This is a genomic window from Flavobacterium glucosi (assembly GCF_048286535.1).
In the GTDB taxonomy this organism is placed as follows: Bacteria; Bacteroidota; Bacteroidia; order Flavobacteriales; family Flavobacteriaceae; genus Flavobacterium.
In genome coordinates, this window is the sequence record NZ_JBLVPK010000004.1 from 188,687 (window position 1) to 212,354 (window position 23,668).

The 23,668-nt window shown below is 34.3% G+C and carries 21 protein-coding genes; 14 read left to right on the forward strand and 7 right to left on the reverse strand.

The features are described 5' to 3' along the window. Positions 1-62 precede the first annotated feature (62 nt). The gene (locus ACNQGD_RS08960; RefSeq protein WP_417999053.1) at positions 63-689 is read left to right on the forward strand and encodes a WbqC family protein; all 627 of its coding nucleotides are present in this window, start codon (positions 63-65) and stop codon (positions 687-689) included. A 16-nt stretch (positions 690-705) separates the two neighbouring features. Here ACNQGD_RS08960 and ACNQGD_RS08965 read toward each other — a convergent pair whose 3' ends face one another. The 4 genes from ACNQGD_RS08965 to mutL form a co-directional block, all read right to left on the reverse strand. After that, on the reverse strand, positions 706-1,752 hold the full coding sequence (locus tag ACNQGD_RS08965; RefSeq protein WP_417994972.1) for an endonuclease/exonuclease/phosphatase family protein: 1,047 nt from the start codon (positions 1,750-1,752) through the stop codon (positions 706-708). A 45-nt stretch (positions 1,753-1,797) separates the two neighbouring features. Beyond that, on the reverse strand, positions 1,798-2,667 hold the full coding sequence (locus tag ACNQGD_RS08970) for a rhomboid family intramembrane serine protease (protein ID WP_417996548.1): 870 nt from the start codon (positions 2,665-2,667) through the stop codon (positions 1,798-1,800). 61 nt (positions 2,668-2,728) lie between these two features. Beyond that, entirely contained in the window at positions 2,729-3,475 is a 747-nt protein-coding gene (locus tag ACNQGD_RS08975) for a rhomboid family intramembrane serine protease (protein WP_417994970.1), read from the reverse strand. Continuing rightward, positions 3,472-5,313 carry a DNA mismatch repair endonuclease MutL gene (gene mutL / locus ACNQGD_RS08980; protein ID WP_417996546.1) on the reverse strand — a complete coding sequence of 614 codons (1,842 nt, stop codon included), beginning with the start codon at positions 5,311-5,313 and terminating at the stop codon, positions 3,472-3,474. The genes ACNQGD_RS08975 and mutL overlap by 4 nt, the downstream gene beginning before the upstream one ends. Positions 5,314-5,710: 397 nt before the next feature. Between mutL and ACNQGD_RS08985 the strand changes: the two genes are divergently transcribed. After that, positions 5,711-6,283: a YciE/YciF ferroxidase family protein gene (locus tag ACNQGD_RS08985; RefSeq protein ID WP_417996545.1), complete on the forward strand. Its 573-nt coding sequence runs from the start codon at positions 5,711-5,713 to the stop codon at positions 6,281-6,283. A gap of 157 nt (positions 6,284-6,440) precedes the next feature. Here ACNQGD_RS08985 and ribH read toward each other — a convergent pair whose 3' ends face one another. After that, a complete protein-coding gene (gene ribH / locus ACNQGD_RS08990) occupies positions 6,441-7,016 on the reverse strand; it encodes a 6,7-dimethyl-8-ribityllumazine synthase (protein ID WP_417994172.1) in 576 nt (191 codons plus the stop codon). A 79-nt stretch (positions 7,017-7,095) separates the two neighbouring features. After that, positions 7,096-7,869 carry a tetratricopeptide repeat protein gene (locus tag ACNQGD_RS08995; protein WP_417994171.1) on the reverse strand — a complete coding sequence of 258 codons (774 nt, stop codon included), beginning with the start codon at positions 7,867-7,869 and terminating at the stop codon, positions 7,096-7,098. 230 nt (positions 7,870-8,099) lie between these two features. On the opposite strand from ACNQGD_RS08995, the gene recF reads away from it, so the two are divergent. From recF to ACNQGD_RS09040, 9 genes are all read left to right on the forward strand, one after another. Continuing rightward, positions 8,100-9,179 carry a DNA replication/repair protein RecF gene (gene recF / locus ACNQGD_RS09000; protein ID WP_417994170.1) on the forward strand — a complete coding sequence of 360 codons (1,080 nt, stop codon included), beginning with the start codon at positions 8,100-8,102 and terminating at the stop codon, positions 9,177-9,179. 78 nt (positions 9,180-9,257) lie between these two features. Beyond that, a complete protein-coding gene (locus tag ACNQGD_RS09005; protein WP_417999054.1) occupies positions 9,258-9,956 on the forward strand; it encodes a thioredoxin domain-containing protein in 699 nt (232 codons plus the stop codon). A gap of 7 nt (positions 9,957-9,963) precedes the next feature. Next, a complete protein-coding gene (locus ACNQGD_RS09010) occupies positions 9,964-10,635 on the forward strand; it encodes a DUF2461 domain-containing protein (protein ID WP_417999055.1) in 672 nt (223 codons plus the stop codon). A gap of 15 nt (positions 10,636-10,650) precedes the next feature. Then, on the forward strand, positions 10,651-11,718 hold the full coding sequence (locus ACNQGD_RS09015; protein WP_417999056.1) for a glycosyltransferase: 1,068 nt from the start codon (positions 10,651-10,653) through the stop codon (positions 11,716-11,718). 2 nt (positions 11,719-11,720) lie between these two features. Beyond that, positions 11,721-13,568, forward strand: coding sequence for an asparagine synthase (glutamine-hydrolyzing) (asnB, locus tag ACNQGD_RS09020; protein ID WP_417999057.1), 1,848 nt, complete (start codon positions 11,721-11,723; stop codon positions 13,566-13,568). Between the two features lie 48 nt (positions 13,569-13,616). After that, entirely contained in the window at positions 13,617-14,630 is a 1,014-nt protein-coding gene (gene murB / locus ACNQGD_RS09025) for a UDP-N-acetylmuramate dehydrogenase (RefSeq protein ID WP_417999058.1), read from the forward strand. Positions 14,631-14,726: 96 nt separating this feature from the next. Beyond that, positions 14,727-15,341: an FMN-binding negative transcriptional regulator gene (locus ACNQGD_RS09030; protein WP_417999059.1), complete on the forward strand. Its 615-nt coding sequence runs from the start codon at positions 14,727-14,729 to the stop codon at positions 15,339-15,341. 99 nt (positions 15,342-15,440) lie between these two features. After that, positions 15,441-16,547, forward strand: a complete 1,107-nt coding sequence (locus tag ACNQGD_RS09035; RefSeq protein ID WP_417999060.1) for a glycosyltransferase — start codon at positions 15,441-15,443, stop codon at positions 16,545-16,547. Beyond that, positions 16,538-17,089, forward strand: coding sequence for an RNA polymerase sigma factor (locus tag ACNQGD_RS09040; protein WP_099713290.1), 552 nt, complete (start codon positions 16,538-16,540; stop codon positions 17,087-17,089). Before ACNQGD_RS09035 ends, ACNQGD_RS09040 begins: the two co-directional genes overlap by 10 nt. A 110-nt stretch (positions 17,090-17,199) precedes the next feature. On the opposite strand, the gene ACNQGD_RS09045 is transcribed toward ACNQGD_RS09040, so the two are convergent. Next, positions 17,200-17,952, reverse strand: a complete 753-nt coding sequence (locus ACNQGD_RS09045; RefSeq protein ID WP_417999061.1) for a glycerophosphodiester phosphodiesterase — start codon at positions 17,950-17,952, stop codon at positions 17,200-17,202. Between the two features lie 264 nt (positions 17,953-18,216). Here ACNQGD_RS09045 and ACNQGD_RS09050 point away from each other — a divergent pair, with 264 nt between their 5' ends. The 3 genes from ACNQGD_RS09050 to gap all read left to right on the forward strand — a co-directional run bounded on the left by ACNQGD_RS09050 (position 18,217) and on the right by gap (position 23,640). After that, a complete protein-coding gene (locus ACNQGD_RS09050; protein WP_417999062.1) occupies positions 18,217-21,393 on the forward strand; it encodes a TonB-dependent receptor in 3,177 nt (1,058 codons plus the stop codon). A 305-nt stretch (positions 21,394-21,698) separates the two neighbouring features. Further along, complete coding sequence (lipA, locus tag ACNQGD_RS09055; RefSeq protein ID WP_417999063.1) at positions 21,699-22,568, forward strand: lipoyl synthase; 870 nt, start codon at positions 21,699-21,701, stop codon at positions 22,566-22,568. A 79-nt stretch (positions 22,569-22,647) separates the two neighbouring features. Beyond that, positions 22,648-23,640, forward strand: coding sequence for a type I glyceraldehyde-3-phosphate dehydrogenase (gap, locus tag ACNQGD_RS09060; protein ID WP_417999064.1), 993 nt, complete (start codon positions 22,648-22,650; stop codon positions 23,638-23,640). Positions 23,641-23,668 lie beyond the last annotated feature (28 nt).

Below are 23,668 nucleotides of genomic sequence, written 5' to 3' on the forward strand. Positions count from 1 at the left end.
AGTTTCTATTTAATCCAGCTTAATGACTTTTGACTTTATAACTTTAAAAACTTTAGACAAATATGAACACCCTCATCCATCCTACCTATTTTCCTTCGATCAGCCATTTTGCAGCCATGGTACAATCGGAAAACATTACTTTTGAAATAGAAGATAATTTCCAAAAACAAACCAACCGCAACCGCGCTTATATTTACAGTCCAAACGGAATTCAACTATTGAATATCCCTGTAAAACATTCGAAAGAAAGTCATCAAAAAACAAAAGACATCAAAATTGAAACCGATTTTGACTGGCAAAAACAACATTTCAAATCATTAGAAGCAGGGTACCGAAGTTCTCCATTTTTTGAATTTTTCGAAGATGACATCAGACCCATTTTCGAAAAAAAATATACCTTTTTATTGGATCTAAATTTTGAAGTTTTTGCCATCCTATCAAAATGTTTTCGCCTGAAGCTGGACTTCACGAACACAACGGAATACTTACACGAAGTTGATACAACTGCAATTACGGATTTCAGAGCTTTGGTAAACGGGAAAAAAGATCTTTCTTTATTCGAAAGTTACACACAGGTTTTTGATGACAAACATGGTTTTATCAACAATCTTAGTGTTCTGGATTTGCTGTTCAATGAAGGAAAATATGCACTGGATTATTTGAAAAAACAAAATCTGAATCTGAAATAAAATTTCTGATTAAATTTTATTCCAAAGACAATCTTGCCATAATAGGAAAATGATCTGAATTTATAAATTTGGGGAAATTTTCAAATTTCTTGACTTTCATTTTTTCGTCAGCAAAAATATAATCAATTCTGGCTGGATAATACCTGAATTTATACGTCTCTCCAAAACCTTTTCCTGCTTCTTCAAAACTATCCTTCAACTTTCCTTTGATGCTTCGGTACACGTATGAAAACGCACTATTGTTCATGTCTCCGCAAATGATAATTGGATACGTACATTTCATTTTATGTTCCTTAAAAATCTCAGCTTGCTGTTGCTGTTGCTTGAATGCTTTACTAATCCTGATAAATAGCATTTGTGATTTCTGCTGATTAATGGCATCGATATTCTCATCAATTTCATTAACATCCGGAGAAATTTTAATTGATTGTATGTGCATATTGTAGACTCTAATAATGTCTTTTCCTTTTTTTATATCTGCAAAAACAACGTTATTACTGGAATTTGGAAAAATAATATTTCCTTGGTCAATAATTGGGAATTTAGAAAAAATCGCCTGTCCGGTTTTAATTTGGTTTCCATCAGTAAAAATATAGCGGTGCGGATACACTTTCAAATCAATATTAGCAGATGAAGAGTATTCCTGAATACACAATATATCTGGGTTTTTATCATTAATGAAAGTGAGAATCTCTGAAGGAACATCGTCTCTGTCAATCCATTTAAAAACGTTAAACAAACGAACATTGTAACTCATTACGGTAAAATCCTTCTCTTCTTTGGAAAACTCAGGAGAAGAAAATTTATAAAATTTATTTATAAAAGTAATCCCTATCAATAAAACCAAACCTGAAACGATTAATTGCTTTTTGAATTGGAAGGCCCAATACACAAAAAACAAGCCGTTTAAGATAAAAAAGAGCGGCATAAAAAGTGTCAAAACAGACAAAAGAGGAAAAGATTTTGGTGCCAAAAAAGGCAAAACATAGGCAATAAAAGTCACAATAGTAAGGACTATATTCAAAAAAAACATTCCTTTATTAAACCATGAAAGATTTTTCATTTTCTATATTTTTTATTAAGACAACAACTAAAATCTCAATGATCCCTATTTACCAACTTTGAACAAGAATTCTTTCTCTTCTTTTGTTAAACTATCATACCCCGACTGACTGATTTTATCTAAAATTTCATCTATTTGTTGCTGTGATTTATCTTTTGCAACGATTTTTGAAACGATTTTTTCCAAAGGCTTATTGTAGTTTTTATGCACTTTCTTGAATGGTGTCGCTGTATTCTTTTTAAACAAATTTGCAAAAAAATCTAAAAAACGAGAAACAACAGTACTTAAATCAGTCCCATTTTGAAGCAATTTAATAAAAATAAAACCAAAAAGAGCTCCAGAAAGATGAGAAATATGCCCACCCATATTTTCTGAACGCAGTTGCATTAAATCCACAATAATAATTACGGCGGTTATATGCCACAACTTAACATTTCCAATAATTAATAAACGAAGATCCATTAAAGGATGATACGTAGTAGTAGCTACTAAAATAGCCATAATAGCGGCAGAGGCACCTACAATTGGGGCGTTAATATTTAATACATAGAATACCAGAATATAACTAATTCCTGCAAAAATCGCACTTAAGATATACAACCCTAGTAATTGTTTAGACGTAAAATACGTCATAAACAATCTACCTGCAAAGTTCAAAACAATCATATTAAAAATAATATGCATGATTCCGCTATGAAAAAAAGCATACGAAAGCAACGACCAGGGTTTCCAAAGCAAATGTGTCGGATTAGAGGATAAACTCACATAATGAATGTAATCAATATTGACTCCCAACAAAGATAAAAGCGCAAAAAACAACCACGGAAAAACAAAAAACGCTGCATTCCAAAAGATTAGCTTAGTCACTATCCCTCCCATTTTGTATTGTAATTTCAGGTCGTCAATAATATTCATAATTTAATTGGGATTTAAGATCTGATGTTTAGGTCGTACTACTTTAAAAGCTGTTACAATTTTAATTCCAACGGTTTTTATTGAACTGATTTTTCTTCCAATACCACATAATAATAAAACCAAATAATGCTCCACCAACGTGTGCAAAATGAGCGATTCCACCACCACCAAAAATAGATTTTCCAGAAATTCCTAAATACAAATCGACTAAGACTAAACCTGGTACAAAATATTTTGCTTTTATTGGTACCGGAATAAACATCAAAGCCAATTCAGCATTAGGAAACATAAACGCAAATGCTACTATCGTTCCATAAATAGCTCCGGATGCTCCTACTGCTGTACCCGCATAAGCGCTTGTGAAATTTTGAAAATCAGAAACGGATATAAATTGTTGCCATCTTGTATCGATTTTACCCTCATTTAAAAGTTGCAAAATTTCTTGTTTAGGAAATCCATTAGCGGTTAGCGTATTCAAACTCTCTTGAAAATAGTAGTAATTGACTCCGGTATGCAACAACGCTGCGCCCAACCCACAGGAAATATAGAAAAACAAGAATTTCTTGCTTCCCCAAATTTGCTCTAAAGCAGACCCAAAAGAATACAACGCAAACATATTGAAAAAAATATGCATAAAACCTCCATGCATGAACATGTGCGTCACCGGTTGCCACAATTCAAAACTTGGGTTTTCCGGAAAATACAAAGCCAATATTTTATAGGCAGCGTCACCTATAACCAGCGTACCTACAAAAAATAATACATTTATAATTATTAATTGTTTTACTGTCTCAGTTACGTTTCTCATAATGCAAATTTTTTATCTAAATCTTCCACACGCATGGTGATGAAAGTGGGTTTATAAAATGGGGAAACGTTTGGATCTTTACAGGCAAAAAGTCCGTTCACCAAATTTTCCTGCTCTTTTTCTGTCAGGTGTGTTCCTGTTTTTACCGCTAAACTTTTGGCCATGGATTTGGCAATCGTATCGTTCTGACTGAAACTACTTTCAGGTATTCCGTCCTGCAAATCACTTAATAATTGTTCTAAAACCAGTGAGACTTCGCTCTCTGTTACATTTACGGGAATTCCCGAAATAACAATATGATCGGTATTATTTTCTTCGAAAACAAATCCGGTATTCATCAACGAAAGTTGTAACTCCCCAATAAGATCCATTTCGCTCGACGAGAAAAACAAGTTCAATGGAAATAATAACTGCTGGCTTGAAGCCTGATTCACTGTCATATTCACCAAAAACTGCTCGTACAAAACACGCTGATGCGCCCGCTGTTGATCGACAATTACCATTCCTGATTTAATCGCTGAAACAATATATTTTTTATGTATTTGATACGTTTTATGAACAGAATGTTCTACTTCTTCGTCGTTAAATAAAGAGGAAGTCACTTCTTCATTTTCGAAAATCATTTGTCCTATTTCATCCGTATCTTGTTTTAAGCCTACATACAAACTTTCCCAATTAGCCGTGGGTTCCGGTTTCTTATAATTAGAAAAATGCCTATTGGGTTTATCGTCAGAAAACGGATTGAAGTTTCCATCAACCTGTATCGTCGGCGTTGCACCCTCTAAATCTTTATAATGATATGGCGTATCTAAATTCGAATCCCGATCAAAATCCAAAACTGGTGCTACATTAAACTGACCCAAACTATGTTTTATCGAAGCTCTTAAAATAGCATATAAAGCATGCTCATCATCAAACTTGATTTCCGTTTTCGTAGGATGAATATTGATATCAATCGTGTTTGGCGGCACCGATAAATATAGAAAATAACTAGGTTGCGCACCATCTTTCAAGATTCCATCATAAGCTGCCATAACCGCATGATGCAAATAACCGCTTTTTATAAAACGATCATTAACAAAGAAAAACTGTTCCCCACGATTTTTTTTGGCAAATTCTGGTTTACTCACAAATCCTTGAATGGCCACTATTTCTGTTTCTTCCTGAACCGGTACTAATTTCTCATTGGTTTTACCCGAAAAAATAGTAACAATTCGTTGTCGCAAAGTGGAAGGTGGCAAATTGAACATTTCGCTGCCATTGTGATAAAAGGTAAAATGTATTTTTGGATGCGCCAAAGCCACGCGTTGAAACTCATCAATAATATGACGGTATTCCACTGTATCCGATTTTAAGAAATTGCGTCGCGCCGGAATATTAAAAAATAAATTTTTGACAGCAAATGAAGTCCCTTTTGGTAAAACAGCAACATCTTGTGATACAAACTTACTGCCCTCAATGATAATATGAGTTCCAAGTTCTTCTTGATCTTGCTTGGTTTTCATTTCTACATGAGCAATCGCCGCAATAGATGCTAATGCTTCCCCACGAAAACCCTTGGTATCCAAAGAAAATAAATCTTCTGCCTGACGAATTTTGGAAGTCGCATGACGTTCAAAACACAAACGCGCATCCGTAACGCTCATTCCTAAACCATTATCAATCACTTGTACTAATGCCTTCCCTGCATCCTTAAGAATTAATTTTATATCTGTTGCTCCGGCATCAACCGCATTTTCAAGCAACTCTTTGACAACTGAAGCGGGTCTTTGAACGACTTCTCCAGCAGCAATTTGATTGGCAACATGATCAGGAAGTAATTGAATTATACTCGACATTAAAAAAATTAGGTTTAAAGTTTAAGGTTTAAAGTTTTTTAAAACCAAGAGGTACAAATTTAATGAATTTCTATTGGGTTTTATTATTAATGTGCTTTTAAAAAACAAAAATTCACAACCTAAAAATTAGGTGTATCGAACTTTGTCAAGAACTAAATTCAAGCTGCATTACCTTTTATACCTACGATGATACAAAATAGCGGACACATAGTAATAACCTCCTTAAATCCCAAGTCAAAGACTAAAATCAAAAAGTGCATTTGCAAATTTAACACACTGAACAACAACAATATAAAGCATTAATTTTTGAAATTTTTAACAAAACTATATAATTTTGGTACACGTTTTAAAGTTAAATTTGTTACTTTAAACAAGTTAACAATTAAAAACATCTATTATGAAAGCAACCAATGAAAAACAAGAAAACGCAAAAGTAGAATCTAAAAAAGGAGCTGTAAAAGCAAAACCAAATGCGGCACAAGGTTTAAGAGATTTTTTTGAAGATGGATTGAAAGATATCTTTTGGGCAGAACATGCGCTGACTAAAGCACTCCCTAAAATGGTAAAAAATGCCACCTCTTCAAAACTAATACATGCTTTTGAACATCATTTAAAAGAAACAGAGGAACACGTTACTCGCTTAGAAAAAGTTTTTGAATCTTTGGGACTGAAACCCGTTGGCAAAAAATGTGATGCAATGGAAGGGCTACTCAAAGAAGCCGATGGCATTATGGCAGAAACTGAATTAGGAGTGGTACGCGATGCAGCAATTATTGCCGCAGCTCAAAAAGTAGAGCACTATGAAATTGCCACCTACGGAACCTTACATGCTTATGCCGTGACACTCGGCGAAAATAAAGCCGCAACTTTATTTGCCAAAACTCTTGAAGAAGAGAAAAAAGCAGATGCATCCTTAACCGAAATTGCGCTATCAGACATTAATCTTGATGCAGCTCATGCACATGCATAATCCTTTCGGATAATAATTTGCAATTCATAAAACCGGTTTAATTATTAGTATACGGATATATACAGAGAATCTTATGTAAATCTTTTATTGAATCCATAAAAGCCTACTCCAATTGGAATAGGCTTTTTTTATATTTTTTTTGTAGTATTTTTATTATTTATTCCTTCAACTCTAATGGTGTTCCTTCTTCTAGTTGAATAGCTCCGGAAGACAATAAATGTTGGTTATCGATTTGATGTGACAACGAGGCCTGTTGACGAATATAAGCCATTTTGATAGCCGCAATAGCCGCTTCTGTACCTTTATTACCATGAATCCCTCCACTTCTATCAATGGATTGTTGCATGGTATTATCAGTCAAAACACAAAAAATAACAGGAATATCCGTTTGAACATTCAAATCTTTAATACCTTGCGTAACTCCTTCACACACAAAATCAAAATGTTTGGTTTGCCCTTGAATTACACATCCAATAGCAATAACAGCATCAACATTCTGGGTTTGCAACATTTTCTTTGAACCATATATAAGCTCAAAGCTTCCTGGAACATTCCAGCGAATAATATGCTGGGCTGGAACTTGGTTTTCTAAAAGGGCTTCAATAGCGCCTCTATAAAGTCCTTCAGTTATAGCATCATTCCATTCTGAAACAACAATCCCAAAGCGAAAATCTTTTGCGTTTGGGATTGAATTTTTATCGTACTCGGATAAGTTTTTATTTACGGTAGCCATATTTTAAATTTTTTAGATTTCTTAGATTTTCAGATTTCTAGATTTAGAATCTAAGGAGTCTAAAAATCTAAAAATCTATTTATTGTGCTAATCCTATCAAAACGTCAACTGAAGCAGCCTCTGGGGATCCTTCAAAATTGTCTTTAATATCTGTAAAATATTTCAATGCGTCTGCTTTATTTCCTAATGCCAAGGCTGTTTTTCCAGCTTTCAACAAGAAACGTGGCGTAGTGAAGTCATTTTTATTTGATTCAGCAGCTTTTACGTAATTTTCTAAAGCTTCTTTTGGTTGATTCTTTTGAGAATAAGCATCGCCAATTGCTCCTTTTGCCAATGCTCCTAAAACGATATCATCTGATTTAAATTTACTCAAATAATCAATCGCTTCAGTATATTTCCCTGTATTCAAATACGCAATTCCAGCATAATAATTAGCTAGGTTTCCTGCATCAGTTCCAGAATATTCATCCGCAATTTTTAAGAATCCAAATTTACCTTCTGAACCATTCAAAGATAGTTTATATAATGAGTCACTTGCTACTCCATCAGTTGCTTTTTGAAAATTTTGTTGTGCTACAAACATTTCATTCGCTGCTTCCTCTTGTTGTGGCGCAGCAACGAATCTTTGGTATCCTAAATAACCAATTGTAAAAATAGCAGCAGCAGCAACTAAACCAATAATAACTTTTTGGTTTTTAGCTACCCAATCCTCAGTTATTGTAGCAGTCTCATCTAATTTAGAAAAAACCTCAGCAGTTGTGCTGTCTTTTTCATCAATGATTACCGCTTCAACTCCGTCTTTTACTTCTTTTTCTTTTGGTGCTTTATATCCTCTTTTACTGTAAGTAGCCATTTATTTTAATTTAGTGAGTCGCAAAAATAAAATTTTTATTCAAACCGACATATAAAATATGCTTTTATATTCAAAAAAATATTATAAGAGGTTCTTTCTTTCCAAAGGAAAAATAATTCCCATAGAAAAAATGGAAAAGCTATTTTTATCGATATTTTTCAATAATTTGCACCCACTTTGAAAAACACGTTTAAAAACATCAAAGTTCTCAATACCAGCAAGCCTTACCCATGTATTTAAAAAAGATTTCATTATTCAATTATAAGAATTTTTCGGAAGCAAATTTCGATTTTGATAGCAAAATAAATTGTTTTGTAGGTAAGAATGGTATTGGAAAGACAAATGTGCTTGATGCAATCTACCATTTATCGTATGGAAAAAGCTATTTCAATCCATTAGCGGTTCAGAATATTAAACACGGAGAAGAATTCTTTGTGATTGATGCTGAATTTGAAAAAAACGAAAGAAAGGAACAAATTCTTTGCAGCCTTAAAAAAGGGCAAAAAAAGATATTGAAACGCAACGGGAAAGCCTATGACAAATTTTCAGATCACATTGGCTTTATTCCTTTGGTAATCATTTCTCCAGCTGACAGGGATTTGATTGTGGAAGGCAGCGAAACCAGAAGGAAATTCATGGACAGCGTGATTTCGCAACTGGATTCTCATTATTTGCAGCAACTGATTCAATATCAAAAAGTAATGAGTCAGCGCAATGCCCTGTTAAAATATTTTGCATTGAACCATGTTTTTGACAACGATACGCTCTCTATATATAATGAACAACTTAATGGTTTTGGAGATTATATATTCGAAAAAAGAAAAGAATTTATCGACCAGTTTATTCCTATTTTCAACACCCACCATCAAGGTATAACGGGCTCAGAAGAAACCGTTCAACTGGTATATGAAAGCCATTTATTCGAAAAAGACTTATTGACTTTATTACAAGAAAATATCAATAAAGACAGGGCTTTACATTATACAAGTGTGGGAATCCACAAAGATGATTTGGCGTTTGAAATAGACGAACACCCAATTAAGAAATTTGGGTCTCAAGGCCAACAGAAATCGTTTTTGATTGCTTTAAAACTGGCTCAATTTGAGTTTCTAAAAAAGCAAAGCGGTGTAAAACCTATTTTACTTTTTGACGACATCTTTGATAAATTGGACGAAAGTCGCGTCGCCAAAATAATCGAAATGGTCAATAGTGATACTTTTGGACAGCTTTTCATTTCAGATACACATCCTGAACGTACTGAAGCCATTGTGAAATCGACACATCAGACGTATAAAATTTTCAACTTATAACTTTTATTTAGTACTTTATTGGATTCGAAAATTGAAAAATTACCTATTTTAGCGTATTCAATTTTAAATTCGATTACAATGAAATTTCATTCGATATTCCTGGTAATTTTATGCTTTGTTGTTTTATCCTGCAAGGGACAAAATTCAAAAGAAATAAAAACGGTCAATTCAAAAGATTTTGCCGAAAAAATCGCCGCAACTCCAAATCCACAAATTCTGGATGTGCGAACTCCTGAAGAATTTACTTCTGATCATATTGACAATGCTACAAATATAAATTGGCTAGGAAACACCTTTGCTTCCGAAGTAGAAAAACTGGACAAATCACAACCCGTTTTTGTGTATTGCAAAAGTGGCGGAAGAAGCCAGAAAGCGGCTGAAAAACTAAATAATTTAGGCTTTAAAACCATTTATCAATTAGACGGAGGAATGCTAAAATGGGACGCTGCCGGTCTTTCAAAACCAAGTACTAAAATCATAGGATTATCCGTTCTGGAATACAACAAACTATTAAATTCAGATAAAAAAATACTGATTAATTTTTATGCTGAATGGTGTGCTCCCTGCAAAAAAATGACTCCTTATGTTTTGCAAATGCAAAAAGATTTAGCTGACAAAGTGGTTATTATTCGATTGGATGCCGATAAAAACAAAACCTTAGTTTCGGAAATGAAAATCAGTGAACTTCCTACGCTATTATTGTATGACAAAGCAGCCGTAAAATGGAAACATTCTGGTTATATAAATGAAACTGATTTAAAAAAACAATTACAATAGCTTCAAGATGCTTTCAAAAGACACATTACAATTTCTGGATGATTTAAAGGCCAACAACAATAGGGACTGGTTTTTGGAAAATAAAAAACGCTACGAAGCAGTCAAGAAAGACTACCAGCAATTAGTTGGGGATTTTCTTGACGCCATGAAACCACTGGACCCATCGCTGGAAATGTTGGAAGTAAAAAACTGTACTTTTAGAATCAATCGTGACATTCGGTTTTCTAAAGACAAAACTCCTTATAAATCGCACTTAGGCGTTTGGCTTTCTTCGGGAGCTAAAGGCATGAATCGCTCTGGTTACTATCTACATTTAGAAAAAGGAGCCAGTTTTATCGCCGGTGGATTATATTGCCCCGAAGCGCAAGATTTGAAAAAAATGCGTAAAGAAATTGCTTATTTCCATGATGATTTAGAAGCCATTCTTAACGAAAAAAATTTTAAAAGGGAATTTAAAGATTTTGATCGAAATGAAAAAGATACCCTAAAAAATCCGCCGCGAGGATACGAAAAAGAACATCCGGCTATTGATTTTTTAAAATTGAAAAGTTTCGAATGTTCTCAAAGAATTGATATCTCAGAAGTGACAAAAAAAGATTTTGTTGCTACAATGAGTAAAAAATTAATTACCCTCAAACCATTGAATGACTTTATAAATCGCGCTTTAACTGCTGACTAATTATAATGTACACTGATGCAAAAAAAGAAAATTCTATTTCTGGGAGAATCCTATAGAGCTGATGCCATCACTTGGATGAACGGCTTAAAAGAATTTGGTGATTTTGAAATTATTACTTGGGAATTAAAAACGCCCAGTAACTGTATTCACAACCGAATTTTGAGGATTTTCGAATTTGAATTAGCCATTTTTAAAATCAAGAAAATAATAAAAAACCAGAAGCCGGATATGGTAATTGCAGAGAGAACAACCAGTTATGGTTTTCTTGCCGCATTATCCGGTGTAAAACCGGTTGCAATTGCACAACAAGGCAGAACGGATTTATGGCCTGAAAAATCAATATCATTGCCTTTAAAAAGAATCATTCAACATTATGCTTTCAAAAAAGCTACTTTAATTCATGCTTGGGGACCTGTGATGACTATTTCTATGCTGGAAGCCAATGTAGATTTGAATAAAGTAATGATTTTACCTAAGGGAATTGATCTACAAAAATTCGGTAATAACAACAATGCCAATCCAGAAAAAATTTGTGCCATAGTTACGCGATCCTTGTTACCGGAATACCGTCACGATATTATTCTAAAATCCTTTGCCATTCTAAACCAAAAGGGAATTGATTTCGTACTTACCATAATAGGAGACGGAACACAACTATCAAATTTGAAGAATTTAGCCAAAAAATTAAATATCGAAAACAAAGTGAATTTTACCGGAAGAATTCCAAATTCAGAATTGCCAAAACTATTGCAACAATCCAATATTTATATAAGTATGCCCATTACCGAAGGGGTTTCGGCATCGTTATTTGAAGCGATGGCAACTAATTGTTATCCAATTGTAACTCATATTGCAGGAAATCAAAGTTGGATTAAACACCGTGAAAATGGACAATTAGTTACAGTTGATGATTACAAAATGCTGGCAGAAGAATTAATTTGGGCTTTTAAAAACAATAAACACCGAAACGAAGCCGTTTTAAAAAACAGAATATTTGTAGAAAAAAATGCAGATTACAACATAAATATGAAAATCATTGCCAATAAATACCACGAATTAATTAACACAAATAGCCCCAATTAACTATGTGTGGAATTAATGGAATCTTGCATTTACAATCACAAAAAAAAGTTGACGAACGCGTTCTTACAAAAATGCGCGATTCGCTAGAACATCGTGGTCCTGATGATAAAGGATTGTTTATAGAAAATAATATTGGTTTAGGACACCGAAGACTTTCAATTCTAGATGTTTCACTAGCCGGACACCAGCCTTTCCTGTCAGAAGACGGAAGATATGTGCTGGTTTATAATGGCGAAATCTACAATTTTAGAGAATTTTATCCAGAGTTAAAAAGCAATGGATTTGACATCAGAACAGCTTCGGATACCGAGGTTTTGATGAAATTATTTCAATTGCACGGCTTAAAAATGCTTAATCGTCTCAACGGAATGTTTGCGTTTGCTATTTGGGATAAAATGGAAAAAAAGCTAACTCTTGTTCGGGACAGAATGGGTGTTAAACCGCTATATTATTCTTTTTACAACGAAACTTTTTATTTCGCATCCGAACAAAAAGCACTTTTCACGGCTGGAGTTCCTCTCAAAATGGCGCAAGACGGACTGGAAGAATACATTTTTAACCGATTTGTTGCCGGTGAAAACACCTTGTACCAAAACGTAAAAAAGGTATTACCCGGACATATCATGACCATTTATGAAAGCGGAAAAACCACTCTCTACAACTGGTGGGATTTAAAAAAGGAAATTCAAAACCAACCTGAAATAAAAAATCCGGTAGAATGGTTTCGGGAAACTTTTGATGATTCTGTAAAAATGCGAATGGTAAGCGACGTTCCTGTGGGCGTTATGTTAAGTGGCGGCCTTGATTCTTCGTCTATTTTAGCTTCATTACACCATCAAAAATACAAAGACATACAAACCTTTAATATTGGTTTTAAAGAGAAAGAACACAACGAAGCACATTTGGCAAAAATGATGGCCGAGAAGTTCGATTATGGTTTTAAAACCATGCAATTAGAGGATAAAAACCTTTACGATCAGTTAATAAGTGCTACTTATTTTCAGGACGAACCAATCATGCATTTAAGCGAACCACATCTTCTGGCAGTTTCACAAATGGCAAAACCTTTCGTAAAAGTATTACTTTCCGGCGAAGGTGCCGATGAATTAATGGGTGGTTATGTACGCTACAAAGCCTTACAATATCCATCCTTATTGAATTCCATAGCCACTATTGGTAATCTGGGGGGTTTTACCAAAAAACCGCGATATGAAAAGCTAACACGTTACGCCCAAATCAGTAAAAAATCTGATTTGGTTATTTACAATGGCTCCAATATTTATCCAAATGATATTGCGGAGACTTATGGGATTAACACGCCTCCTAAAAACGAATACAGAAAAAAAATCTATAAAGAAGCAAAGTCATTGTATCCAGATAATTTACGCCGACAAGCACTTTATTTTGACCAACATACTTATTTATGCTCGCTTCTGGACAGAAACGATCGCTGTACAATGGGTGCATCGATTGAATGCAGGGAACCCTTTTTGGATCCAAGACTAATTGTTGGATTAGGATCATTGGAAGATAAATGGCTTTTTACAGGGAAAAAATGGAAATTCATTCTAAAAAAAGCAATGGAAGAACGTTTACCAGATGAAATTCTAAAATTCAGAAAAGTAGGTTTGAGTGCGCCTTGGGGCGTTTACATCACAAAAAGTCCGGCTTTTAAAGAAGAATTAGAATCTTTTTCGAAAAGTGATTTATTTCAAATACCTTATTTTGAACACATAAACATTAAAAAACTAGTTCAGAATTTACAAAAAGGTGACATTACGATGACTCCTTATATTATGCCATTGTTTATGATGCATATCTGGATGAAAACATATGCAACTAAATTTTAATCCTTACTTTTGGTGCGGAATAAAACAATTCAAAAAGCACTTTCTTTTATGGAAATAGTACCTGATTTCTCTTTAAAAAAATACAATACTTTTGGCCTTGAAGCCAAAGCAAAACAGTTTGTGGCAGTACATTCTGTACATGAATTGAAAACTGTTTTACTAGAAAACAAAGCCACTCAAAAATTTATTTTAGGCGGCGGAAGTAACATGCTTTTGACAAAGGATATTGATGCGCTTGTGATTCATATCGATTTAAAAGGCAAGAAAATCATTGAAGAAAATGATGATTTTGTGTGGGTCGAAAGTCAGGCTGGTGAAAGCTGGCATGAATTTGTACTTTGGACTATTGACCAAAATTTTGGTGGATTGGAAAACATGTCTCTTATTCCTGGAAACGTTGGAACTACGCCGGTCCAAAACATCGGAGCATACGGAACCGAAATAAAAGACACTTTTGTTTCCTGTGAAGCAATGACGATAGAAAGTCAGGAAATAAAAACGTTCACAAAGGAAGAATGTCATTTTGGCTACCGAGAAAGCGTTTTCAAAAACGAAGTGAAAAATCAATACATCATTACATCGGTTGTTTTTAAATTGACAAAAACGAATCATAAAATCAACACTTCTTACGGAGATATTTCGTCTGAATTAGAAAAAAATAATATCACAAATCCTACTTTAAAGGACGTGAGTGATGCCGTAATTGCCATACGAAAAAGCAAATTACCCGATCCAAAAGAACTGGGAAACAGCGGTAGTTTTTTTAAAAATCCAATTCTATTAAAATCAGATTTCGAAAAAATTCATCATCAATTTCCCGAGATGAAATATTTTGATATTTCTGAAACCAAAGTAAAAGTCCCTGCAGGCTGGCTAATTGAGCAAGCTGGTTTCAAAGGAAAACGTTTTGGTGATGCCGGAATCCATAAAAACCAAGCTTTGGTTTTAGTGAATTATGGTAATGCAACCGGACAGGAAATTTTGAATGTTTCAAAAGATATTCAGGAGACTATTTTCAAAACGTTTGGCATTCGTATTGAAGCCGAAGTGAATGTGATTTAACAAAAAACAGATTGTTAGACCCCATAGATTATTAGATAACAAATCAATTCCTTTTATTTTTAATTCTAATATCCAAAAAACCTAAGGTATCAAACCATGTACACTCCAGAAATCTATAAAAACGAAAATCAAGAAGAAATCAAAAAATTTCTTCAAGAAAACAGCTTTGGTATTCTAATCAATCAAACCAATGGAAAATTGTGTGCCACACATATTCCTTTGGAACTGGAAACCAACAAAGAAGGTAAGGACATCTTATGTGGGCACATTTCTAAAGAAAACCCACAATGGAATGGTTTTATAGATAATGATCAAATTTTAGCAGTTTTTTCAGGACCTCACATTTATATTTCTTCTTCTTGGTACGATCATGAAAATGTACCAACATGGAACTACATCGCCATTCATGTGTATGGAAAAATCAAAATTATTGAAGGAGAAGCCGTCATCGAATCCTTAAAAAAGCTAGTGGATAAGTACGAAAAAAATTCTGAAATGCCAGTTCGCGTTGAAGATTTATCTCAGAAAACCATGATGCAAACTCGCGGTATTGTGGCATTTGAAATTGAAATCACTGAAATCCAAGCCACAAGAAAACTGTCTCAAAACAGAAATGAAAAAAATCACCAAAATATCATTTCCGAGTTAGAAAAAGCGAACACAAATCAGTCCATTGCGATTGCAAATGAGATGAAGAAATGCCCAATATAAATTCTTTCGAAATTCACAGATTGTATTTAACATTTTAGAATTCAATTCATACCTTTGCACTCTCCCGAAATTTAGGGATTAAAAACTCATTAAACTCAAATGCTTATACTAATTCTTTACTTTTTTATTTTTATTGTTGTTGTTCAAATTTCGTATTATCTAGGTGTTTTTGGAAAATTTGCTTTCGCTAAAGCGCAAAAAATCACACCAAAAAGAATCCCGATTTCGGTGATTGTTTGTGCCAAAAACGAAGCGGAAAATGTTGCTAATTTTATTCCTCTGCTTGCGGAACAAAACTATCCTGATTTTGAAATTGTTCTGATTGACGATGCCTCAAGTGATACTACTTTGGATATTTTTGAAGGTTTTGAAAGGCAGTACCCTAATGTTCGTTTGGTAAAAGTAGCAAACAACGAAGCCTTTTGGGGAAACAAAAAATACGCTTTGACATTAGGAATAAAAGCCGCCAAAAAAGAGTATTTATTACTCACCGATGCTGATTGTTACCCAACTTCGAAAGAATGGATAACCGCTATGAGTTCTCAATTTACCATGCAAAAAACAATTGTTTTGGGTTATGGCAAATATGAAAAAATTCCTAATTCATTCCTGAATAAAATAATTCGTTTTGAAACATTATTGACAGCAATTCAATATTTTTCATGGGCGAAAATTGGACATCCATACATGGGCGTTGGGAGAAATTTAGCGTATAAAAAAGAAGAATTTTTCAATGTAAATGGATTTATCGAACACATGCAGATTCGTTCTGGTGATGATGATTTATTTGTAAACCAAGCTGCAAAAGCTAAAAATACAACTATTGCCTACATGCCAGAAAGTTTTACACTTTCTAAGCCAAAAACGACATACAAAGACTGGTTAATCCAAAAAAGAAGGCATATAGCCACGGCAAATTATTATAAACCTCTTGATAAATTACAATTAGGAGTGTTCTATTGTTCACAATTACTATTTTTTTTATTGCCCATTCTGTTATTCGCTTTTCAATATCAATGGATATTAGTTTTAAGTTTAATAGCATTGCGCTATCTTGTGGCATGGATTGTGGTAGGGTTTTCAGCAGGTAAACTTAAAGAAAATGATATTAAATTCTGGTTCCCAATCGTTGAGATAGTACTTATCTTCACACAAATCAATATCTTTATAACAAACACATTCTCAAAACCAGTACATTGGAAATAAACAAACAAATAGAAAAAGCAAAACAAGGCGATCAGGTTGCCTTTACTTTTCTATTGGATTATTATTGGAATGAAGTGTATGGTTTTATGCTGAAACGCACCGAAAATGAAACTAATGCCGAGGATATTACCATTGAAACATTCTCGAAAGCTTTTGATAAAATAGCCACTTATAACTCGGAATTCCAGTTCAACACTTGGCTTATTGCTATTGCAAAAAATGTACACATCGATTTATTACGAAAAAAGAAATCGAGTCTTTTTGTCGAAATTACCGATGAACAAGACCAGCAAGCCTACAATATTGCTGACACTACTCCATCTGCAGAAGATGAATTGATTACCGAGCAAAATCTTTCTCGGTTATTGCAATTCATCAAAGAATTGAAACCACATTATCAAGAAGTGATTCAGTTGCGCTATTTTCAGGAAATGAGTTATCAGGAAATTGCCAATAAAATTGACGAACCTTTGAGTAACGTTAAGATTAAATTGCTTCGCGCCAAAAAACTTCTGGCAGAAATCATTCAGAATAAAAGGTAGCCTTATTTTATAAAATAGCACCGATCCTTACTTCCTTAAAAACAAAAAGTGATCTAAATTAATTTTAGACCACTTTGTTAAATTAAAAGCAATTACAGATTTTTAAAAAATTATCTTATAATTCTTTCCGGATAATCCGTAATGATTCCGCTTACTTTAAGTCCTTGTATATTCTTAATATCCATAGGTTCATTCACAGTCCAAGGATAGATTTTAAAATTATTCGCTTTCATTACAGCAACATTTTCAGCCGTTAAGGTTTTATAATATGGATTTATGGCTTGCGCTTTAAGCTCTTTTCCAGTTTTGATAATGTTCTCAATAGGATCTTTATAGGTAAGCAATCCAATCGTTATTTCAGGACTTAATGACCTCATTTTTTGCAACTCCCCTACTCGAAAACTAGAAATAAAGAAATCTTTATTTCTCCAACCTTTTTTCTTGTATTCTTCTATTATTCTATATGTATCCGTTGCTGTGTTTGTCCCTTTCAATTCAATATTAAGGACTGTTTTTCTATCGATAGTCTCTATCACTTCTTGCAAAGTTGGGATTTGATGTTTACCCGCAACCAAAACTTTTCTCAATTCATCGAAAGTGTATGCTTCAATTTTTCCTTTTGCATTTGTGATTCGGTCTAAATCATCATCATGAAAAACCACCAATTCACCCGTTTTAATTTTATAAACATCTATTTCTAACATATCGGCTTTCAATTCTATTCCTTTTTCTATTGATGCTAAGGTGTTCTCTGTGGCATGGCCCATTGCTCCTCTGTGACCACAAACAACAAATTTATTTGAAGCACAATTTAAAAATAATAGGACTACTGAGGATGCCAATACTAGTTTAGTGAATTTCATAATTTTCATTTGATTTTTTAAGGTAAAAATAGATTATTCGTCAGGCTCAAATATTAAGAAGGGATTAAATTAAGAATATTTAACCTATCAAATAGGTTGATTTTAGTACCTAATCAGTTAACAATAGCTTAAGAAAGTGTTTGTTTCAGCCTTCTATTTTAGGTTTTCATTAACATAAAAGTATTCTAGTGTTATTGTTAAAATAACAGTCATTTTTCAATTAGTCAATTCCTTTGTCGGCACTAAAAAACAAAAAAAGTATTCATGAAACAACTCAAATTATTTTTATTTACAATTGTGCTGACAGTGTTTGTGGGCAATAAAAACTTTGCTCAAACGACTCAAGCATCCATATCAGGTATTGTTTTAGGCAGTAATTCAGAACCTATTAAAGACGCAATGGTTCAAATTAAAAATGAATCAACTGGATTTAAAACCAACTCATTGTCTAATTTCAAAGGTGTTTTCACCTTCAAGGAACTCCCGTTAGGAGGACCTTATACTATTAGCGTCAAAGCTTTAAGTTACGGAGAACAACAACGCTCCGGCTACACTTTAAATCAAGGTGATTTAATAAATATTGAAATATTAATGCAGGACGACATTCAAAATTTAGAAGTGGTCGAAGTTGTAGGGCGAGGTTTAAAAAATAAAACAGGAAATTTAGGAGCTGCAACGGCTGTAACCGCAAAACTGATTAATGCGTTACCGGTAAACGGAAGAAATTTTACCAGTTTAATGGATTTATCGCCTTTAAGCAGAGGTGGAAATATTTCTGGACAATTAGCCTCTTCCACAAATTACACGTTAGACGGAATGAATGCCAAAAACCCAACTTCGGCAGGATCAACAACCAGTCGAAGCGGGGCTCCTTATTCGATATCCATAGAAGCAGTAAGAGAGTTTAAAGTTGTCACCAATCAATATGATGTAGGCTATGGCCGAAGTGGTGGTGGAACAGTAAGTGCCGTGACTAAATCAGGGACAAATGATTTTACAGGAAGTATGTTTGCTTATAATCGTGCCGATTGGTTGTCCAGCCCGTATGACATTAGAGGGAACAGACGTCAAAATGATTTTTCTACGTCACAATATGGTTTCACTTTTGGTGGACCAATCATTAAAGACAAATTGCATTTTTTTGTAGCTTGGGACCACCAACAAGATTCGCGTCCATTAATCATAGCTGATGTTCAATCCGCCGAAGATGAATTGCGTTTTAATGTTACAAGAGCCACATTAGACAATTTTGTGACTATTGCCCGTAATAAATATGGCGTTTCTAATGCTCCACAATACGGAACTTTTGATAAAAAACGTAATTCGGATGCCGCTTTCGCTCGTATTGACTGGCAAATTAACAGTAACAATTTATTGACCGTTCGTAATAATTTTACCTACGACAATAATAAATTAGGGCTACAAGATAATACGACCATTAATTTATATGAATCATTTGGTGACGATTTAAATATTGACAACAGTATTTTGGCTTCATTACGAACAAAAGTAAATGCAAGAGTTACAAATGAGTTGAAAGTACAGCATTTATATACTTTTCAGGACAGTAATCCAGGAGACCAATTGCCTTCCTATAATATTCCACGTGCTGTTGTAGAAAATGTAGCTTCAACTATTAATGGAGCAGTAAGAACTACGAATATCCAAATTGGAGGACACCGATTTGCCCAAGAAAAATTCACCAATAATGTTTTTCAAATTGTAGATAATTTATACTTCAACACAGATAAAGTTAAATATACTTTTGGTTTTGATTTAATGCAAACCAATTCAGAATCTTTATATGGAAGCGAAGTAAATGGTCGTTTCCATTTTAATAGTGTTGCTAATTTTGACAACTTAACACCTTATCGTTATTACAGAGAAGTACCTTTAGTAGCTGATCCTACGGTTACTTCGAATATATTAAACGCCGGTATTTATGGTCAGTTACAAACCAAAATCGCATTGGGATTAGACCTTACTTTAGGGTTGCGATTTGATTATGCTAAATATCCGACAGCAACATTCAATCAATTAGTTTTTGATGAATTAGGCATCCGTACAGACAATAAACTTCAATCTGCCATCCTTCAACCGAGAGTACAATTGTCTTGGGATGTAAATGAAAACCACAAAGATTATGTACGTTTAGGAGCTGGAATTTTCGCATCTGATTTGAATAACTATGCAGTCATCAATAATCTATATTTTGATGGAAATCACACCGCCACAGTGGATGTAAGATCACCAAATGTTCCTATGCCAAATTTCATTGATTATCGAAATAACTATGCCAGTATACCCACTTTGGATGCGTTTCAATTACCGACTATTAATTTTACAGGAACAGATGCAAAAGTACCGGTAGTCTACAAAGCCAATATATCCTACTCCCATTTCTTTACGGATAAATTAAAAGCAGGAATAGCAGGTTACGCCACTCTAGGACGTAACAATTATGTTTACGTAGACCGAAATATGGTAGCGAATCCATTTTTTACTTTGGCCAATGAAGGTGATCGTGGTGTGTATGTTCCCGCAAGTTCAATGCCTGCAAATGGTGCCGGAGACTGGATGCAAGGACGTATCAGTAATAAATTAGGTCGTGTATTAGAATTAAACAGCGAGGGTAAAGTCAATCAATTTGCAATGGTGGTAGATGCTACGTATCGTTATTTTAAAGATGGTGAAATATCTGCCAGCTACACCTTGAATGACACAAAAGACAATACTTCATTTAATGGAAATGTTGCTAACACAGCAACTTTAGTTTTACCAGTAGAAGATGACCCGAGAGACTTAAGTAAAATGAGTTATTCTGATAATCATTTCCGTCATAAAGTGGTATTTTACGGAACATTACCTACTTTTTATGGCATCAGTGTTGGTGTTCGTTATTCTGGCATCGGTGGTACACGCTACAGCTTGCTTTCAGGAGGAAATACAAATGCCGATTTTGTATCATCTTCAAATGATTTAGCTTATATTTTTGACCTCAATAATTCTGCGGTTCCCCAAAATGTAAAAACGGGATTACAAACCATACTTAACAACCCGGCTGCAAGCCAAAGTTTGAAAGATTATATTAATAAATACTCCGGAAAATTAGCTGAAAGAAATGGAGGAATAAATGAGTTTTATGGTCTTGTTGATGTTAGAATTAGCAAAAAGATTGCATTAGACAAAAAACAATTCATAGAATTTACAGCAGACATATTTAATGTTGCCAATTTATTAAATAAAGAATGGGGCGTAAATAAATCTCTGGGAAGTCAGTCATTGTATGCTTTAGGCACACCGGCAGCTGGAACAACAGCTACTGTTCCCGGATTTGACAGTACAAGACAACAATTTAATTACAGAGTAAACAATGCTGGACTCCCTTCGCTTTCAGGAAATCCATTTCAAATACAAATTGGATTTAAATATGCTTTTTAAATCCTACTGATAGATTAAATAAAACAAAGAAAAGCTTCAATTAATTTTGAAGCTTTTCTTTTTAATACCTTTTTTATTTTTTTTGCATTTTTATCCTAAAATAACAAAAGGTCCTAATCTAGCCCTGATTGCAGTGATATCCTTGCATTTTTTTTGCATAGATACAACGGAAAGCAGGACAACTAATTCCTAAAAACAAGCAAATATTCTGCTCCTACTGCTTCAATTCCCTTCTTTTAAATAAACAAATAAACGAATCCACAAATAAACTACATTCCTTATCTTTGTGCTTTGAAAATTGATATATGGAAACTGTTTTAGAAAATACTTTACCAATTGGAAAACCGAAATGGCTCAAGGTAAAACTCCCAATAGGACAAAAATACACCGAGCTTCGCGGCTTAGTAGACAAATATAATTTGAACACGATTTGTACTTCGGGAAGTTGCCCAAATATGGGGGAATGCTGGGGCGAAGGCACGGCAACATTTATGATTTTAGGAAATGTATGTACGCGTTCTTGTGGTTTTTGTGGTGTAAAAACCGGAAGACCAGAAACGGTGGACTGGGATGAGCCAGAAAAAGTGGCGCGTTCTATAAAAATCATGAACATCAAACATGCCGTAATTACCAGCGTTGACAGAGATGACTTGAAAGATGGCGGATCAATTATTTGGATTGAAACCGTGAAAGCCATTCGAAGAATGAACCCAAACACCACACTGGAAACATTAATTCCTGATTTTCAAGGTATCGAAAGAAATATTGACCGTATCGTAGAAGCCAATCCTGAAGTAGTTTCTCATAATGTAGAAACAGTACGCCGATTGACACGTGAAGTTCGCATTCAAGCAAAATACGACCGAAGTCTGGAAGTCTTGCGCTACTTGAAAGAAAAAGGAATCAATAGGACGAAGTCTGGAATCATGCTTGGTCTTGGCGAACAAGAAGAGGAAGTATATCAAACAATGCGCGATTTGCGTGAAGTAAATGTTGACATTGTAACGATAGGCCAATACTTACAACCGAGTAAAAAACACTTGCCTGTAAAGGAATTTATAACACCGGAACAATTTGCAAAATACGAGCAATTTGGTTTGGAATTAGGTTTCCGTCACGTAGAAAGCGGACCATTAGTTCGTTCCTCTTATAAAGCACAAAAACATATATTATAGTCGAAAGTCGTAAAGTCAGAAAGCCGAAAGGCTTAATATATAGACTTTAGCACTTTAAGACTTTAAGCCTTTAAGACTTATGATAAGAATTGCCATAAACGGTTTTGGAAGAATCGGCAGGAATTTATTCCGATTACTTTTAAACCATCCCTCAATTGAAGTTGTTGCCATAAATGATATTGCTGACAAAAAAACAATGGCACATTTAGTGAAATACGACAGCATTCACGGTGTATTACCATTTACGGTTAGCGATGATGAAAAAGGAATTCTGGTAGATGGAAATCATTTTTTATTTTTTCACGAAAAAAGCATTTCAAATCTGGATTGGAAAACTCTAGATATTGATTATGTTGTGGAATCTACCGGAAAATACAACACTTTTGAAGAACTGAATTCCCATATTATTGCTGGAGCCAAAAAAGTGATTCTTTCTGCACCTTCGGAAGTTGACAGTATAAAAACGGTAGTTCTGGGAGTAAATGATTTTGTTCTTGACGGCACTGAAACTATAATTTCGAATGCCAGTTGTACCACGAATAATGCCGCGCCAATGATTAAAGTAATCAATGAGCTTTGCGGCATAGAACAAGCGTACATCACTACCATTCATTCCTACACGACAGACCAAAGCTTACACGATCAACCGCATAAAGATTTACGTCGCGCTCGCGGCGCAAGTCAGTCCATTGTACCTACAACAACTGGAGCGGCAAAAGCATTGACAAAAATTTTCCCTGAGTTTGAAGGTAAAATTGGCGGTTGCGGTATACGAGTACCCGTTCCCGATGGTTCTTTGACTGACATTACTTTCAATGTGAAACGCGCGGTAACTATAAATGAGATCAACGCTGCTTTCAAAATTGCCGCAGAAACAAATTTAAAAGGGATCTTGGATTACACCGAAGACCCGATTGTTTCTGTTGATGTGATTGGCAATAAAAATTCATGTATATTTGATGCGCAACTCACTTCTGTTATTGATAAAATGGTAAAAGTAGTAGGATGGTATGACAATGAAATAGGTTATTCGTCCAGGATTATTGATTTAATTCTGCTAACAAAAAAATAAAACAACCCCAAGAAAAAATTCAGTTGCA